Below are 16329 nucleotides of genomic sequence, written 5' to 3' on the forward strand. Positions count from 1 at the left end.
AGATCACCACGACCCTCTTCGCTGCAAGGTGGAGAGGGTCTTTCGTACCTGCCATCCTACTCCGCCGTGGTCGGGTCGATCGTCGCGCGAATCTGTGAAACTGAATTCGCCGGAAAGCCCGCGGTCTCGGCATGTGTGCGGATCAGCCGGTCGTCTGGCGCGCGATAGATGCAATAGATCTTGTTATCGGTGACGTATGAATGGACCCATTGGATCTCGGGCCCAAGATCGCGCAGCACCTTGCAGGATTGCAGCGATGCTTCCTTCAGTTCCTGCGGCGACAGCGAGCCGGCGCCCGGCATTTCCCGTTCGATTACGAATTGCGGCATGGCATGTTCTCCCCGCGACCCGGCGGACTGCATAGCCGATCCAGCCAAAGAGCGATTGTATTTCTGCGACTGCGCGCTAACCGAAACATATGGTCCGTGCAGTCGTCCGTTTCATTGCCAAGGCCGTCCTGTGGTTCATCGGCATCAGCCTGGCGCTGGTGCTGCTGTTCAAATGGGTGCCGGTGCCGATCACCGCGACCATGATGATAGACGGAAACGGCATCACCAAGGATTGGGAATCGCTCTCCAATATCGACCGCAACATGGTGCGCGCCGTAATTGCGGGGGAGGACAGCAAGTTCTGCACGCACAACGGCTTCGACGCGGAAGCGATCGCCAAGGCAGCGGCGCGCAATGCGCAGGGCGGGCGCATCCGCGGCGGCTCAACCATTACGCAACAGACCGCCAAGAACGTGTTCCTGTGGCAAGGCGGCGGCTATTTCCGCAAGGGGCTTGAGGCCTGGTTCGCATTCCTGATCGAGAAGGTCTGGGGCAAGCGCCGGATCATGGAAGTCTATCTCAACGTCGCGGAGACGGGGATTGGCACCTATGGCGCGGAGGCAGGGGCCCAGCGCTATTTCCAGCACTCGGCCGCGCGGCTGACACCGAGCGAGGCGGCGCGCATGGCGGCCGCCCTGCCCCTTCCCAAAAAGCGCGCGGTTGTGAGCCCTTCGGGCTGGCTTGCGCGGCATGGCAATACGATCCGCCGCCGGATGGGCGTGGTGCAGAGGGAAGGCCTCGACGCCTGCGTTTACGAATAGGGCCAGGCAGGTTTGCGCCGTCGCATGATGCTCGCGCTGCGCCGCAGCACAGGCGACCCGCCCGGCAATCCCGCAAGATTTGCCGCGGATAATCAAGGCCTTGAATCATGCCCAGATTAATGTAATGTTATCTCATAATATTTTGTGATACGCTATATCATACTGATTTTGCGGTATTTTTCTTGCCAAGCCCAGGATTGAACGCAATATCGAGCGAGATTCCGGCTCAACTCACGGGCCAAGCGGGGACAACAGCGAGCGGGGTAGGGATTGGGCCACGCACACAATCACAACCACGGCCATTCCCACGGCAATGGGCATGGCCACTGCCACGCACCGGCCGATTTCGGGCGCGCCTTTGCAATCGGGGTGGTCCTCAACACCTTCTTCGTAGTGGTCGAGGCCGTGTTCGGATATATTTCCGGCTCGATGGCGCTGGTCGCCGATGCCGGACACAATCTGTCCGACGTGCTCAGCCTGATGATCGCCTGGGGCGCTTCGGTCGCGGCCAAGAGACCCCCGACTTCACGCTTCACCTATGGCCTCAAGAGCTCGACCATCCTGGCGGCGCTGGCCAATGCCATGCTGCTGCTGATCGCCATCGGTGCGATCCTGTTCGAAACGATCCAGCGGCTGATCGAACCCGCTCCGGTTGCGGGATGGACCATGGTCGTGGTCGCCGGGGTCGGCATCGTCATCAACACATTGACCGCCCTGCTCTTCATCAGTGGGCGCAAGCAGGATCTCAACATTCGCGGCGCCTTCCTGCACATGGTGGCCGATGCGCTGGTATCGGTCGGCGTGGTCGTGGCGGGTGTTGTCATTCTCATGACCGGGCAGGTCTGGATCGATCCCGTCACGAGTCTGTTGATCGTGGCGGTGATCGCCTGGGGAACCTGGGGCCTGGCCAAGGATAGCGTCAAGATGGGCCTGCACGCGGTTCCCGACGGGATCGACGAGAACGCAGTCCGCAGCTTTCTGTCGGGCCTCGACAATGTCTCTGCGGTGCACGATCTGCACATCTGGCCCATGAGCACGACGGAGACCGCCCTCACCGCGCATCTGGTCATGCCAACAGGCCATCCCGGCGATGCCTTCCTGCAAGAGGTTGCCCACCGTCTTGAGCACGACCATGGGATCGGCCATACGACGCTGCAGATTGAAACGGCGCGGGAAAGCTGCGGACTTGGCCACGCTGCGCATGATTGAAAGGGAACGGGCACTATGAGCACGATCGTGCGCGAAGGCGGCTGCGGTTGCGGCCATGTGCGGTACCGCGTCACCGGCGAGCCGATCTTCGTCAACAATTGCCATTGCACCCAGTGTCAGCACCAGACCGGGTCGACCAGCGTGGTCAACGCCTTCTTCGAGACCGAGAATATTGCCGTGCTCGAGGGGGAACTGTCTGAGAGCACCGTCACTGCAGGCAGCGGCGGGCCGCACATCATCATGCGTTGCAGCCAATGCGGCACCGCGCTGTGGAGCCACTATCCGCGCCTTGGGCGCCTTGGCGCGGGGTTGCGCGTGGGTACGCTGGACGAGCCCGGATCGACGACGCCCGACGCCGTGATCTTCACGTCCGAGAAGATGCCCTGGGTCGCGCTACCCGAAGGCATCCCCGCGTTCGAGACCTATTACGATATTCGCGAAGTCGTCCCGCCAGAGCGCGTGGCTCGGGTCGATAGCCTGCTTGAACGCAGGAAGGCCGGGGAAGGTTAGAAGTCTTCGCGATAGAGCGCTTCGGCGCGAATGCCCTTGCCATCTGGACCCAGCTCGATCCGCTCGACCACGATCTTGCCCCGCCCGATACTGCGGTAGCAGATGGCAATGGCGCCGATGCCGCAATGAACCCCAATCAACTCAAACTGGATTGGTGGCGTTGCGGCGAGCCCGGCTGCCCAATAGGGGCGGATAGCATCCTTGCCCCGCAGGCAACCGTCTGACGAGCAGCCCCGTTCCGCAATAAGCGGAGAGCGCATTTCAAAGTCGTCGCAATAATGCGAAAGGATGCGCTCAAGATCGCCCGAATTCCAGGCTTCGACCCATTCTCGCGCGAATTCTTCGGCGAATTCAGGTGAAATCGCGAGACTCACCCCAACGAGCTAGGCCGCTTCTTCCTTCGCCGCATCGTCGTCATTGGCGAGCACGCGGATTGGTTCCTTGCGGCCCTCCACCACGTCCTTGTCGATCACGATTTCGGTCACGCCCTCCATATCGGGCAGGTCGAACATCGTATCGAGCAGAATGCCTTCGACGATCGAACGCAGGCCGCGAGCGCCGGTCTTGCGCTTGATGGCGCGTTCGGCAATCGCCTGCAGAGCGTCATCCTGGAATGTCAGTTCGACATCCTCAAGCTCGAACAGCTTGTGATACTGCTTCACCAGTGCGTTCTTCGGTTCCTGCAGGATCGTGACCAGCGCATCGACATCGAGGTCATGCAGCGTCGCGATCACCGGCAGACGGCCGACGAACTCAGGGATCAGTCCGAATTTGAGCAGATCCTCAGGCTCGCCCTTCTCAAGCAGTTCGCCAATGCGGCGCTTGTCAGGATCGGCCACATGCGCGCCGAAGCCGATCGAACGCTTCTGCAAGCGGTCGGCAATGATCTTGTCCAGACCGGCAAAAGCGCCGCCGCAGATGAACAGGATATTGGTGGTGTCAACCTGCAGGAACTCCTGCTGCGGATGCTTGCGGCCACCCTGCGGCGGAACGGAGGCGGTGGTGCCTTCCATCAACTTGAGCAGGGCCTGCTGCACGCCCTCGCCCGACACGTCGCGTGTGATCGAGGGGTTTTCCGCCTTGCGAGTGATCTTGTCGATCTCGTCGATATAGACGATGCCGTGCTGTGCCTTTTCGACATTGTAGTCGCTGGCCTGCAGCAGCTTGAGGATGATGTTCTCCACATCCTCACCCACATAGCCCGCTTCAGTCAGCGTGGTGGCGTCAGCCATGGTGAAGGGCACGTCGAAAGTGCGCGCCAGCGTCTGCGCCAGCAAGGTCTTGCCCGAACCGGTCGGCCCAACCAGCAGGATGTTGGACTTTGCCAGCTCAACATCATTGCCCTTGGCCGAATGCTTCAGGCGCTTGTAGTGGTTGTGCACCGCGACCGAGAGCACGCGCTTGGCGCGGTCCTGCCCGATCACATAATCGTTGAGCGTCTGGAAGATGTCATGCGGCGTGGGGACTTCGCCTTCCTTGCGGCCAGCGATCCCTGCCTTGGTTTCTTCACGGATGATATCATTGCACAGCTCCACGCATTCATCGCAGATGAACACGGTGGGTCCGGCAATAAGCTTGCGCACCTCATGCTGCGATTTGCCGCAGAAGCTACAATAGAGAGTGCTCTTGCTGTCAGTTCCGCTCAATTTGGTCATATCCTAACGCTTCCATCACCCGCCAACCGAAATCCACGGGATTCGACCGACTCTATCTTGGGAAGTTTATGAATCAATATATTGGTGCAGCTTTTCCAGCGCGTTGCAGGAAAAGAATCGGCCAAGCCCTTCATTGACAAGGTAAATGTCTCACAAGGGGTCGAAAATTCCTTCGATCCTTACTCGGGTGCACCGCCCGATCCTTCTTCCTCATCGCTCGAATCGCCTTCCGGACGCGTCTCGAACACCTTGTCGACCAGGCCGAACTTCATGGCTTCTTCGGCCTCGAGGAAAGTATCGCGATCCATCGCCTTCTCGATATCGGTCAGGCTCTGGCCGGTATATTTGACGTAGAGATCGTTCATCCGTGTGCGGATCCGCAGGATTTCGCGCGCCTGGATCTCGATATCCGATGCCATGCCGCGTGCCCCGCCCGAAGGCTGGTGGACCATGATCCGTGCATTGGGCAACGCGATACGCATACCCGGCTCGCCCGCCGCCAGCAGGAAGCTGCCCATGCTGGCCGCCTGGCCCACGCAAACGGTCGAAACGCGCGGCTTGATGTATTGCATCGTGTCGTGGATCGCCATGCCGGCCGTCACCACGCCGCCCGGCGAGTTGATGTACATGCTGATCGGCTTCGAGGGGTTTTCGCTTTCGAGGAACAGCAGCTGGGCCACGATCAGCGAAGCCATATTGTCTTCAACCTGGCCGGTCACGAACACGATGCGTTCGCGCAGCAGGCGGCTGAAAATGTCAAAGCTGCGTTCGCCCCGGCTCGTCTGCTCGACCACCACAGGCACAAGAGCGCCAGTCAATGGATCGCGGGTGAACTGTCCCTGAGAGCCATAGGTTTCGCCGGAATTGCCGAGCAGATCGATCATTGATGCGTCCTTGTTGAATTGCGTGACGGCCTATGTCGGCCCGGCACACGCGATGTTCAAGGGCATTAACCCTTTCGCTGCAATCGATGAGGACAGATTGTTTCGGCTGACCGGTCAGGCGGCGCGCACATGGTCCAGGAATTCGCCCACTTGAGTGCGCAGATCATCGGCCTGCTGGCCCAACCGCTTGCAGGAATCGAGCACCTGTGTCGCGGCCGTACCCGTTGCCATCGCCATATCGCTCACCTGCACCATATCGGCCGATACGGATTCGGCATGGCGCGCTGCGATGTCGATGCTGCGGGCCAGGTCCTGCCCCGCCACCGACTGCTGATCGACCGCAGCGGCAATCGACATTGAGGTGGTCTGCAGTTCGCCCACTTCCTCTGCAATCCTGCTCAAGGCGCCGGCGCTTGCCGAGGAATTGTTCTGGATCGCGCGGATCTGCTCCTCCACTTCGTCCGTAGCGCGAGCGGTCTGCATGGCCAGTTCCTTGACCTCTGACGCCACGACGGCAAATCCACGTCCCGCCTCGCCGCCGCGCGCCGCTTCGATCGAGGCATTGAGCGCCAGCAGATTGGTGCGTTGTGCGATGCGCGAGATCAGTTCGACCACGGCGCTGACCTTCCCCGCCATCGAGTCGAGATCGGTCACCGCACGATCGGCCTCCTGAGCCACATTGCCGGCTTCCTGGGCGCGTTCCGCCGAGGTTGCGGCCTGGCGGCTGATTTCGCTGATCGACATGACGAACTCGTCGCTCGCCGCCGCCGCGCCGGTGACGCCTTGCGATGTCTGGGTCAACAGGCGGGTTGCATTGACGATTCGTTCCGACGAATTCTCGGCATTCTCGTTCATGAGCCTCGCCGCTTCCTCGAGCTGAACGCTGGTCGCCGCCACTTCATTGGCAACCTGAGCGACCATGGTTTCGAAGCGGTCTGCAAGAGACTGGATCATGGCGACGCGCTCGTCGCGCTCTCTTTGCGCATCGATCCGTTCTTCCTGGGCGTCGATCTTCTCTGCCTGGGCGTCGATCTGTTCATTGGCCTTGGCGACGAGTTCTTCGGCAATCGTCTGCATGACGGCGAGCGACCGCGACATAGAGCCGATTTCATCATCGCGATCGAATTGCGGGATTGCCAGATTGGCCTCGCCATCGACAAGCCGCTGGCTCACGGCACTGATCTCCGTAACCGGGCTGACGATGCGCCGGGCCACGAAGCGCTGCCCCCAAAGGACAAGGAAAAGCACAAGGCCGGCAAAGAACACCATCGAGACAATGGCCACGCGCATTTCCCAGATGCCTTCGTTCGAAACGTCCTCAACGCGCGTTGCCGCATCGTCCTTAAGCGCCACGACCTTGTTGTTGGTCCGGTCGATGAAGTCGTAGCGCGGACCGAGGAAGCTTTCCTCCTCGACGATCGAACGCGGCGCATCGCGCACTTCAGCCAGCCTCTGCTCGACGCCAACCAGATCGCTCTGAAGCTCCTCCACTATGGGCAGCCAGGCTGAATCGATTTCGCCTGCTGCGACTTTCAGCTTGCCCGCAAGTTCCTGCCCGTTCTTCGCAGAGCGAATCGAGTTGGCGATGAGTTCTGGTTCGTAATTGCGAGCGCGATAGGCACCCATCTCATCCTTGGACACGACAATCGAACGGCTGATCGAAGAGGTGAGAAACGCGACGTCAGTTAGCTGCGCCAACTTGTTAGCGCGCTGCTCGATCCGCATGAATCCGAGTAGAGCCGCCAGGCCGAGCAACAGCACAAGCACGGCAATCGAGCGAAAAATCAGCTTCGACTGCCGCATGATCGAGCCTCTGTAGACGAAATCAGTCACGCGCTCGGACAAAGTGTTAGAATTGCGACCCACAGCAAACCCTTCCCATCCGGTTTCTTAACTCCCGGCCCAGAAATGGTAGCGCTATCATACCTTGGCGTGCGGCTACACATTTCCAGACATTGCTTGCTGGTTAGTTCGATCTGGTAAACGGACCGCTAACGATGAAGCGAAAGTATAGGTCTGATCCGCAAGGTGCCTCAGCCGCCTTTCAGCCCTCGGCGGTTACAGGATCGAGCCGTTTGTCCGCCTGATATGTCGTTTGTCGAACGGCTTTGCCGTTCATCCGATAGCCGCCGTCCCTTGTCTATCCGGCCCTGCCCTGCTGCATGATCGAATTATGCCTGAGGCATGAAATTACATGCCAATGCCATTGCGCCGCGCTCGACAATCGCCGCCTTGCTCGCCTCGATCACATTGCCTCTGACTTCGCCTGCGCTTGCGAATGAAGATTCCGGCAATGCCGATCAACTGGCGCAGACCCCCACCTCCGCAATTGCGGGTCAGAGCTATGATGCCGCGTTCTTCGATCGATTTGCGCCTCGCACCGCGCTCGAAATGCTGCGGCAAGTGCCCGGCTTCACTATCAAGGAACAGGAAGAGGAGCGCGGGCTTGGCCAGACGCGCGAGAACGTCCTCCTGGACGGTGAACGGCTGGCCAGCAAGTCCTCAGGCACGATCGCCCGCCTCAGCCGCATATCCGCCGATCGCGTGGTCCGCATAGAGATTGTCGACGGCGCAGCGCTGGGCATCCCCGGCCTCTCAGGCCAGGTCGCAAACGTCATCACGAGCGGCGGCGCAGTATCCGGCCGCTTCGAATATCAAGCCCGTGTGCGGCCGAAATATGCGAAGCCGAGCTGGATTGGCGGAGAGATTTCGGCAAGCGGATCAAGCGGCGCGTTCGATTGGACCGCGGCGATCGGCAACCAGCCGAGCAGAGGCGGCGCGGGCGGTGGCCGGGGTGTGCTGATCTTTGACGGCGCCGGAGAGCTGGTCGAACGGCGGACCGGGCTGATCAGATATGTTGCGGAGCAGCCCAGCCTTTCCGGATCGGTCAAATGGACTTCTCCCGGCGGGGTCGTCGCCAATCTGAGCGGCAATCTCGAACTGCGCGACACGCGCTTCACCAATGACGAGAGCCGCGATTCAATTTCCGGGGTCGACAGTTTCCGCGATTTCACCAATCTCGACGACGGCCATTCCTATGAAATCAGTGGCGATATCGACTTTCCGCTCGGCCCGGGCCGCCTGAAACTGATTGGTATCGAGCGTTTCGAACATGGAGCCGGGCCGGCCACATCGATCACCACATATGCCGACGGCTCCCCCGATACGGGATTCATTTTCGACCAGTCGCGCGATAGTGGCGAACGGATCGGCAGGGCGGAATATCGTTGGAACATGGCAGGCGGCGATTGGCAGCTGGATGCAGAAGCCGCCTTCAATCGCCTGGACCAGGCCGCGACCCTGGCCGAGCTGGACGCTTCCGGGGCGTGGGTAGAGATCGACTTTCCCGAAGGAACCGGCGGCGTTTCCGAGGATCGCTATGAAGCGATTCTCACTCACACGCGTTCCCTTGGTGCCGGGCTTACCTTGTCGATTGGAGCGGGCGGAGAATATTCCAAGCTGGCGCAAACCGGACCGGGAGGCCTGACCCGTACATTCCAGCGGCCCAAGGGGTCGCTCAGCCTGGCCTGGACGGCCAGCGACGATCTCGATCTGTCGTTCAAGCTTGCGCGCACGGTCGGCCAGCTTTCCTTCAGCGATTTCCTGGCAGGGGTAAATCTCGAACTCAACAATCAGAATGCCGGCAATGTCCGCCTCGTTCCGCAGCAGGCCTGGGAAGCAGATCTGGAGATCAAACACGGGCTGGGTCCGTGGGGTTCGGCGAGCCTTAATGCCTATGCCCATTTCATCGAGGACTACATCGACTTCATTCCGGTCGGCGGCGGGGAATCGCGCGGCAATGTCGATCATGCCCGCCTGCTGGGCGTGAAGGGCAATGCAACGATCAATTTCGACCCGGTTGGCTGGAAAGGCGCCAAGCTGGATATCGAGCTGATCGCCGAAAATTCGCGCCTTGACGATCCGTTGACCGGTGAGCCGCGTTTCGTCAGCAATCACGATAACCTGCGCGCGAATGGAGAGTTGCGCTGGGATATCCCCGATTCAAGCTGGGCTGTGGGCGCGGGATTCGACTGGCGCCACAAGAAACAGACGGTCCGCCTGTTCGAGACAGGCAAGAATTACGAAGGGCCGCTCTACACAAGCGCTTTCATCGAGAACAAGGACGTCTTCGGGCTGACCGTTGCACTTAACGTCTTCAACCTGACTGCCGGCGAAGCGATCTTCAATCGAACGGTCTATGACGGCTTGCGCGACCGCTCGCCCATTCTGTTCCGCGAAGACCGTCGCTACGACGTTTCGACCATCTACAGTCTTTCGATCAGCGGAAATTTTTGACGCTGGGCATTCGGGCAAAGCGGTGGCAGTCTGCCGCGCATGAAAAAGCTCGCATTGCTGTCCGCCCTCGCCTTGCTCGGCACACCGCTTGCCGCGCGCGAGCCAAACTCGTCCCCCAATGCAGCTGAGGCGGCAGCACATCACCAGTTGTCGCTGATCGCGCAGCTCGATGATTCCGGCCCCATGCTGAATGCCGTCATCGTCACCAACCCAAATGCACCGGGCGAGGCCCGCGACGCATCGAATGGAGGGCTGCCCTTAGGAGGGCGCACCATTCTGGTGAAGGACAATATCGAGACTCGCGAGTGGCCGACGACGGCGGGATCGCTCGCCCTGAAAGACAATGCCACCGGGCGTGACGCACCGCTGATAACGCGGCTGCGTGCTGCTGGTGGAGTCGTGCTGGGCAAGACCAATCTCTCTGAATGGGCCAATATTCGCGACAATAATTCCACCAGCGGGTGGAGCGCCGTGGGCGGTTTGACTCGCAACCCCCATGCGACCGACCGCAGCGCCTGCGGTTCGTCAGCCGGAAGCGGGGCGGCTGTCGCGGCCGGCCTGGCCTGGGCGGCGATCGGGACAGAAACAAATGGCTCGATCACTTGCCCCGCCAGCATCAACGGGATCGTCGGATTCAAGCCCACCGTGGGCATGGTCAGCCGCACGCATGTGGTGCCGATCAGCGCATCGCAGGACACTGCCGGTCCGATGGCGAACAGCGTCCATGACGCAGCGCTGCTGCTCAGTGCCATAGCAGGCGGCGATCCGCTCGACCCGGCAACGGCAGAAGCCGGCAAATATGCGACCGACTTCACTCAGGGCCTCGCCGAATATTCTCTCAGAGGCGTGCGCATCGGCGTGATGGTGAAACAGGCTGGATCGCGGTCAAAGGTCGATGCCCTCTTCGACCGCGCGATGGAGGACCTGGAGCGCGCGGGCGCTGTGCTGGTGCCGATCGACTATGACTGGCCTGACGAGTTCTGGCCCAACTCACTTACCGTACTGCTGTTCGAATTGCGGCGCGATATGAACGCCTATCTCGCCACGCTGCCCGATCCCGCCATGCCTGACACGCTCACCGATCTGGTCGCATTCAACTACGCACATGGCGATAGGGAACTGCGCTGGTTCGGTCAGGACCTGTTCGAAAAGGCGCTCCAGACTACGGATGAGGAAGCCTATCGCAAGGCGCTGGCCATGGTTCAGCATGCAACACGCGAGGACGGCATCGACCGGATCATGGCAGAATATGATGTCTCCTTCCTGATTGCCCCCACTGTTGGCCCTGCCTGGACAATGGATCTGGTCAATGGCGACAATTTTGGCGGTGACATCGGGGCGGGCTCATTGCCCGCCATCGCCGGCTATCCTCACCTGACTGTACCGATGGGCGCGGTCGAGGGGCTACCCGTAGGGCTCAGCTTCATGGGTGCAAAGTGGCAGGACCACGAAGTGTTGAAGGCGGGCGCTGCTTATGAACGTGCCCGCACTGCGAAGCTCCCTGCGCCCTCGTTCAAGCCGTGGCAGCCCGCCGAGTGATCCGCGTCAGCCGCCGGAAAACAGGATCTTGTTGTCGCCAGACGATTTGGTCGAACTGAGGATGCTGTAGAGACGCGCATCATCGAGACCGTCGCGCACGATGTGGCAGGTAAGGCTGTCGAGCGTTGCCCCTTCCTCGGTGTGCAACCACCCCTGGTTCATGAAGCGAACGAATGCCTCGGGCGAGAGTTTGTCGCAATTGGGCGAAATCTTGAGCCAGCCGCCGCGTGACGACCGTTTCAACAAGCCGAGAAAGCGTTCCCTTTCCGACGCGCTGACGGTTTGCACGAGATATGTATCAGCCGGAACGCCAGCCCCCCGCAGAGCGCGCAACTTGTATTCGCTGCTTGTCGTGCCGCTCTCGCCGCTTTGCTCACCATCCTCATCCGTGGTGATCTCCTGGTACACGGTGATGCTGTAGCCGCCTTCGGCCAGCCTTTCGAAGCTGGCGCGCTGGCATGACAGCTCGCCGTCGTCCTGTTCCTCGCATTCGCGGCCGTCACCGAACTTCAGCGGATAAGCCAGAGCATCGTCGGGAATGATCGGGTTGGCATTATCGTCCTCGGCAAGGAAACAGCCACCCAGCAAGGCAATCGCGGCCATCAGGCCACCAGAGCGCAAGGACCGAATTGCCACGGATCGCTTATTCATCGGATACCCCCTTCGAAAGACAGGCAGGGGTGATGCAGCATCAGGCCCATTGGCTCAAGCCCGGTTTCAAGCGCCCAGACGCAAAACCGCCGCGCCCGGCAATCCCGAACGCGGCGGCTTTGAAACAGCAATGCGCGGATATCAGTCCTTCGCTGCGGCCTTCTTTGCCGGTGCCTTCTTTGCAGCAGGCTTCTTGGCAGCAGGCTTTTTCGCGGGCGCCTTCTTGGCCGGGGCCTTCTTCTCTGCCGTGGGCTTGTCAGCCGCCTTCTTGGCGGGAGCTTTCTTGGCCGCGGGCTTCTTTTCCGCTGCTTTCTTGGCGGGAGCTTTCTTGTCCTCGGCCTTCTTGGCCGGAGCCTTCTTCTTCGCCGGCGCCTTCTTCTTGGCGGGCTTGGCTTCCTCGGCCTCGTCCGCTTCGATCGCCGCTTCCAGCTCTTCCTGCGTCACTTCGCGTTCGGTGATCTCCGCCTTGTCGAACAGGAAGTCGACCACCTTGTCTTCATAGAGCGGTGCGCGCAGCTGTGCAGCAGCCATCGGCTCCTGCTGAACATACTGGATGAAGCGTTCGCGATCTTCCGGGCGGTACTGTTGCGCCGCCTGCTGGATCAGCATGGACATTTCCTGCTGGGTCACTTCCACGCCATTGGCCTGGCCGATCTCGCTGAGCAGCAGGCCCAGACGCACGCGGCGTTCGGCGATCGAACGGTAATCGTCCTTCTCGGCTTCGATTTCCTTCAGCGCCTCTTCGGGATTCTCTTCCTTGGCGGCTTCCTGCTGGAGCTGCGCCCAGATCTGTTCGAATTCCGCGTTCACCATGCCTTCGGGCACTTCGAAATCGTGACCGGCGGCCAGAGTATCGAGAAGCTGGCGCTTCATCTGCGTGCGGGTGAGCCCGGCGGTCTGCTGTTCGAGCTGGCCGCGGATCAATTCCTTGAGCTTGTCGAGCCCTTCGAGGCCAAGCGATTTGGCGAAATCGTCATCGGCCTTGGTTTCGGTTTCGACCTTCACCTGCTTCACGGTGATGTCGAACTCGGCTTCCTTGCCCTTGAGGTTCTCGGCCGGATAATCCTCGGGGAAGGTGACGGTGATGGTCTTGGCATCGCCGGTCTTCACGCCGGTAAGCTGCTCCTCGAAGCCGGGAATGAACTGGCCCGAACCGAGCACCAGCGGAGCATCTTCGGCCTTGCCACCTTCGAATTCCTCGCCGTCGACGCGGCCAGTGAAATCGATGATGATCTGGTCGCCGTCAGCTGCCTTCTTCGTCTTGGCGGCATCCTTGTAACTCTTGTTCTGGCCTGCGATCCCTTCGATCGCTTCGTCCACTGCCTCGTCGGAAACGGGGACCACCAGCCTTTCGAGCTTCAACCCATCGGTCGAAGGCGCTTGCACCTCAGGCAGAATCTCCAGCTCGACTGAAAGCTCGGCATCCTTGCCTTCTTCATAACCACCAGCGAGATCGATCTTGGGCTGCATCGCGGGACGCAGTTCCTTGTCTTTCATCAGCTGGTCGACCGATTCGCGGATCACGTCGTTCACGGTCTGCGAATGCAGCTGCTCGCCATGCATTTTCTTGACGAGATTCGCCGGCACCTTGCCCGGACGGAAGCCGGGCATGCGCACCTGCGGCGCAATCTTCTTGACCTCAGCCTCGATCCGGTCGGCGATATCCTTCGCCGTGATCGTGAGCTGGTAGGCGCGCTTGAGGCCCTTATTGGCTGTTTCCTTGATCTGCATGGGATTAAAACTGAAGCCTTTTCAACAATTTCGTCATAATCGAGCTACGTCCGAGCGGATTTGGTGCGGGCGAAGGGACTCGAACCCCCACATCTTTCGATACTGGTACCTAAAACCAGCGCGTCTACCAGTTCCGCCACGCCCGCAACCCGAACGAAGCCGCGCGTGAGGCGCGACCGCACGCGTGTAGGGGAGCGCCATTAGTAGGCGCTGAGCAAAAGGGCAAGCGCTGCGATGCAAAGAAGGAACACGACGCCCCGCTCAATCGTTGATGGATCGGCTGACATTGGAGGCAGACATGGCCACGCAACCTGATCCAGAAATCCATCCCGGCGCACCGCCAGAGAGCCCACCTCCCTCTCCTTCGCCGGAAACGCCGGAAGTGAGCCCGCCCGAATTCGAACCAGCGCAGCCCGATTTCGACGATCCTGATCGCGGCCCACCTGAAACACCGTCTCTGCCCGATTGATGTTGCCGATTGGCGCGCGTGGAAGTAACGGGCGAGCCATGAGCGAAGACAAGACAAACGACACCCCGCCCGACCACCTCTCGGTCAATCCGCGCAGCCCGCATTTTGACGGCGAAAAGCTGCAACGCGGCGTCGGCATCCGATTCAAGGACCGGGTGCGTACCGATATCGAGGAATATTGCATTTCCGAAGGCTGGGTGCGCGTGCAGGCGGGCAAGACCATGGACCGCAAGGGCCAACCCCTGACGATCAAACTTTCCGGCCCGGTAGAGGCCTGGTACGAAGACCTGGGCGACGATCCGCCAGTTGCAAAGAAGGGCTGACGGCATAGCTGTGCTTGCCATTCCTTGCCGTAAGGGCCAACTGGCAACCGCACTATGAAACCAACCGTCATCATCATCGGCCGGCCCAATGTCGGCAAGTCCACCCTGTTCAATCGGCTGGTGGGCAAGAAACTCGCGCTGGTCGACGATCAGCCGGGGGTAACGCGCGATCGCCGCATGGGCGATGCCGATGTGGCAGGTCTCGCCTTTACGATCGTCGATACGGCGGGATGGGAGGATGACGATCCCGAAACCCTGCCCGGGCGGATGCGCAAACAGACCGAGGTCAGTCTGGAAGGTGCCGACGCCGCGTTGTTCGTCATTGATGCACGCGCGGGACTGACGCCGCTCGACGAAGAGATCGGACGCTGGCTGCGCGGGCAGGATGTGCCGGTGGTACTGGTCGCCAACAAGGCTGAAGGTGCCGCTGGCGAAAGCGGCGTGCTGGAAAGCTACTCGCTTGGGCTGGGTGAGCCGGTGCCGCTGTCAGCAGAGCATGGCGAAGGCGTGGCCGATCTGTTCAGCGCGCTATGGCCGATCGTAGGAGCGAAAGCGGAAGCGGCCGAGGCCGCTGCCGAATTCGCCGCGAGCGAGGATGAGGAAAAGCCGCTCGGCCCGCTCAAGCTCGCGATTGTCGGGCGGCCCAACGCGGGCAAGTCCACGCTGATCAACCGCATGTTGGGCGAAGACCGCCTGTTGACTGGCCCCGAAGCAGGGATCACGCGCGATTCGATCGCGGTCGATTGGAAGTGGACCGATCCGAAAAGCGGTGAGACGCGCGACATCCGCCTGATCGACACGGCGGGAATGCGCAAGAAGCGCAATGTGACCGAGAAGCTGGAGAAGCTTTCGGTCGCCGACGCGCGCCGCGCGATCGACTTTGCCGAAGTGGTCGTGCTGCTGCTCGATGCCACCCAGGGCCTGGAGCATCAGGATCTCAAGATCGCCGACATGGTCCTTCAGGAAGGCCGCGCGCTCATGATCGCGATCAATAAATGGGACATCGCGGAAGACGCGAGCGCCCTGTTCAACGGCGTCCGCGCGGCGTTGGACGATGGGCTGGCGCAGGTGCGCGGATTGCCCTTGTTCTCCGTCAGCGCGAAGACCGGCAAGGGTCTCGACACGATGCTGGGCGCTGCATTCGATATCCGCGAGAGCTGGTCCAAACGCGTGCCCACAGCCGCGCTCAACCGCTGGTTCGACGACGCGCTCGAGGCCAATCCGCCGCCCGCGCCCAAGGGCAAGCGGATCAAGCTGCGCTATATCACTCAGGTCGGCACCCGCCCGCCGCGCTTCGTGGTGTTCGGCACAAGGCTAGACATGCTTCCCAAGAGCTATGAGCGCTATCTGGTCAACGGCATTCGTTCCAAACTGGGCTTTGATGCCGTCCCGGTGCGCGTGACGCTCAAGAGCCCCAAAAATCCGTTCAAGAGCGATTGATCCAGGGAACCGCCATGCTGGACCTGCTAGCCGCCGCCGATACCAATCTCGCCATCGACCTGCTCGAACGGACCGCCAGCACTGCGCGCGTCCAGCATATCGTCCAGATCAGCCTCGCCCCCGCGTTCCTGCTGGCGGGTATCGGGGCAATCATGAATGTCATGACCAACCGCCTGATCTGGGTCGCCAACCGGATCGAGCGTATCCACGAGATGGAAGAAGAAGGCCGTGCAGGCCCGGCCCTGGACGATCTCCCGGCCCTTGAGAAGCGGCGATCCTACGCCCAGGCGGCGGTGATGTTCAGCACGGCGGCCGCACTAACAATCAGCGTGGTCATCGCGCTGCTGTTCGTCAGCGCCTTCATCCGCCCGCAGATCGGCACACTCACCGCTTTCGCCTGGATCCTGACGATGGGATTCCTCAGCATGGGGCTGTCATTGTTCCTGCTGGAAACGCGCACTGCTGCCCTGCATAATCGCAACCGGCAGCGCAAGCGGCGCGAACGCGGCGAGGAATAGGATGAATGGAAAAG

At 60.9% G+C, this 16329-nt stretch carries 16 protein-coding genes and 1 tRNA gene; 9 read left to right on the top strand and 8 right to left on the bottom strand.

The annotated features are described in order from the left end of the window. Positions 1-56 precede the first annotated feature (56 nt). Positions 57-329: a DUF4242 domain-containing protein gene (locus ACQY6C_RS10570; protein ID WP_427968523.1), complete on the bottom strand. Its 273-nt coding sequence runs from the start codon at positions 327-329 to the stop codon at positions 57-59. Between the two features lie 89 nt (positions 330-418). On the opposite strand from ACQY6C_RS10570, the gene mtgA reads away from it, so the two are divergent. From mtgA to ACQY6C_RS10585, 3 genes are all read left to right on the top strand, one after another. Beyond that, positions 419-1090: a monofunctional biosynthetic peptidoglycan transglycosylase gene (gene mtgA / locus ACQY6C_RS10575; protein WP_427968525.1), complete on the top strand. Its 672-nt coding sequence runs from the start codon at positions 419-421 to the stop codon at positions 1088-1090. A 270-nt stretch (positions 1091-1360) separates the two neighbouring features. After that, positions 1361-2299 (top strand): cation diffusion facilitator family transporter, encoded by a 939-nt coding sequence (locus ACQY6C_RS10580; RefSeq protein ID WP_427968527.1) that lies wholly within the window; start codon positions 1361-1363, stop codon positions 2297-2299. Positions 2300-2314: 15 nt separating this feature from the next. Further along, entirely contained in the window at positions 2315-2809 is a 495-nt protein-coding gene (locus ACQY6C_RS10585) for a GFA family protein (RefSeq protein WP_427968528.1), read from the top strand. Here the strand turns inward: ACQY6C_RS10585 and ACQY6C_RS10590 are convergent. From ACQY6C_RS10590 to ACQY6C_RS10605, 4 genes are all read right to left on the bottom strand, one after another. Then, positions 2806-3183, bottom strand: a complete 378-nt coding sequence (locus ACQY6C_RS10590) for a YybH family protein (RefSeq protein WP_427968530.1) — start codon at positions 3181-3183, stop codon at positions 2806-2808. The genes ACQY6C_RS10585 and ACQY6C_RS10590 overlap by 4 nt on opposite strands. Positions 3184-3192: 9 nt before the next feature. Beyond that, entirely contained in the window at positions 3193-4464 is a 1272-nt protein-coding gene (clpX, locus tag ACQY6C_RS10595) for an ATP-dependent Clp protease ATP-binding subunit ClpX (protein ID WP_427968532.1), read from the bottom strand. A gap of 179 nt (positions 4465-4643) precedes the next feature. After that, positions 4644-5348, bottom strand: coding sequence for an ATP-dependent Clp protease proteolytic subunit (locus ACQY6C_RS10600; protein WP_427968534.1), 705 nt, complete (start codon positions 5346-5348; stop codon positions 4644-4646). A 114-nt stretch (positions 5349-5462) separates the two neighbouring features. Further along, a complete protein-coding gene (locus ACQY6C_RS10605) occupies positions 5463-7181 on the bottom strand; it encodes a methyl-accepting chemotaxis protein (protein WP_427968536.1) in 1719 nt (572 codons plus the stop codon). Between the two features lie 351 nt (positions 7182-7532). Between ACQY6C_RS10605 and ACQY6C_RS10610 the strand changes: the two genes are divergently transcribed. After that, positions 7533-9644: a TonB-dependent receptor plug domain-containing protein gene (locus tag ACQY6C_RS10610; protein WP_427968538.1), complete on the top strand. Its 2112-nt coding sequence runs from the start codon at positions 7533-7535 to the stop codon at positions 9642-9644. Positions 9645-9683: 39 nt separating this feature from the next. Continuing rightward, on the top strand, positions 9684-11183 hold the full coding sequence (locus tag ACQY6C_RS10615) for an amidase (protein ID WP_427968540.1): 1500 nt from the start codon (positions 9684-9686) through the stop codon (positions 11181-11183). Positions 11184-11189: 6 nt separating this feature from the next. On the opposite strand, the gene ACQY6C_RS10620 is transcribed toward ACQY6C_RS10615, so the two are convergent. The 3 genes from ACQY6C_RS10620 to ACQY6C_RS10630 form a co-directional block, all read right to left on the bottom strand. Further along, positions 11190-11834 carry a hypothetical protein gene (locus tag ACQY6C_RS10620; protein ID WP_427968542.1) on the bottom strand — a complete coding sequence of 215 codons (645 nt, stop codon included), beginning with the start codon at positions 11832-11834 and terminating at the stop codon, positions 11190-11192. A gap of 141 nt (positions 11835-11975) precedes the next feature. Next, complete coding sequence (gene tig / locus ACQY6C_RS10625; protein ID WP_427968543.1) at positions 11976-13565, bottom strand: trigger factor; 1590 nt, start codon at positions 13563-13565, stop codon at positions 11976-11978. 61 nt (positions 13566-13626) lie between these two features. Then, positions 13627-13711, bottom strand: a tRNA-Leu gene (locus ACQY6C_RS10630). Positions 13712-13863: 152 nt separating this feature from the next. On the opposite strand from ACQY6C_RS10630, the gene ACQY6C_RS10635 reads away from it, so the two are divergent. The 4 genes from ACQY6C_RS10635 to ACQY6C_RS10650 are packed head-to-tail and all read left to right on the top strand — an operon-like array spanning position 13864 to position 16315. Continuing rightward, entirely contained in the window at positions 13864-14034 is a 171-nt protein-coding gene (locus tag ACQY6C_RS10635; protein WP_427968545.1) for a hypothetical protein, read from the top strand. A gap of 38 nt (positions 14035-14072) precedes the next feature. After that, positions 14073-14357, top strand: coding sequence for a DUF3297 family protein (locus ACQY6C_RS10640; RefSeq protein ID WP_427968546.1), 285 nt, complete (start codon positions 14073-14075; stop codon positions 14355-14357). A 54-nt stretch (positions 14358-14411) separates the two neighbouring features. Continuing rightward, positions 14412-15797 (top strand): ribosome biogenesis GTPase Der, encoded by a 1386-nt coding sequence (gene der, locus ACQY6C_RS10645; protein WP_427968548.1) that lies wholly within the window; start codon positions 14412-14414, stop codon positions 15795-15797. Between the two features lie 14 nt (positions 15798-15811). Further along, positions 15812-16315, top strand: coding sequence for a DUF2721 domain-containing protein (locus ACQY6C_RS10650; protein WP_427968549.1), 504 nt, complete (start codon positions 15812-15814; stop codon positions 16313-16315). Positions 16316-16329: the final 14 nt, after the last annotated feature.

Source organism: Altererythrobacter sp. (assembly GCF_050299635.1).
Classification (GTDB): domain Bacteria; phylum Pseudomonadota; class Alphaproteobacteria; order Sphingomonadales; family Sphingomonadaceae; genus Erythrobacter.

What these genes read in the sequence shown, in the direction of transcription:
- ACQY6C_RS10585 (WP_427968528.1), top strand. Translation starts at nt 2,315, where the DNA reads ATGAGCACGATCGTGCGCGAAGGCGGCTGCGGTTGCGGCCATGTGCGG.
- ACQY6C_RS10650 (WP_427968549.1), top strand. Translation starts at nt 15,812, where the DNA reads ATGCTGGACCTGCTAGCCGCCGCCGATACCAATCTCGCCATCGACCTG.
- ACQY6C_RS10635 (WP_427968545.1), top strand. Translation starts at nt 13,864, where the DNA reads ATGGCCACGCAACCTGATCCAGAAATCCATCCCGGCGCACCGCCAGAG.
- der (WP_427968548.1), top strand. Translation starts at nt 14,412, where the DNA reads ATGAAACCAACCGTCATCATCATCGGCCGGCCCAATGTCGGCAAGTCC.
- mtgA (WP_427968525.1), top strand. Translation starts at nt 419, where the DNA reads ATGGTCCGTGCAGTCGTCCGTTTCATTGCCAAGGCCGTCCTGTGGTTC.
- ACQY6C_RS10615 (WP_427968540.1), top strand. Translation starts at nt 9,684, where the DNA reads ATGAAAAAGCTCGCATTGCTGTCCGCCCTCGCCTTGCTCGGCACACCG.
- ACQY6C_RS10600 (WP_427968534.1), bottom strand. Translation starts at nt 5,348, where the DNA reads ATGATCGATCTGCTCGGCAATTCCGGCGAAACCTATGGCTCTCAGGGA.
- ACQY6C_RS10620 (WP_427968542.1), bottom strand. Translation starts at nt 11,834, where the DNA reads ATGAATAAGCGATCCGTGGCAATTCGGTCCTTGCGCTCTGGTGGCCTG.
- tig (WP_427968543.1), bottom strand. Translation starts at nt 13,565, where the DNA reads ATGCAGATCAAGGAAACAGCCAATAAGGGCCTCAAGCGCGCCTACCAG.
- clpX (WP_427968532.1), bottom strand. Translation starts at nt 4,464, where the DNA reads ATGACCAAATTGAGCGGAACTGACAGCAAGAGCACTCTCTATTGTAGC.
- ACQY6C_RS10640 (WP_427968546.1), top strand. Translation starts at nt 14,073, where the DNA reads ATGAGCGAAGACAAGACAAACGACACCCCGCCCGACCACCTCTCGGTC.
- ACQY6C_RS10610 (WP_427968538.1), top strand. Translation starts at nt 7,533, where the DNA reads ATGAAATTACATGCCAATGCCATTGCGCCGCGCTCGACAATCGCCGCC.
- ACQY6C_RS10570 (WP_427968523.1), bottom strand. Translation starts at nt 329, where the DNA reads ATGCCGCAATTCGTAATCGAACGGGAAATGCCGGGCGCCGGCTCGCTG.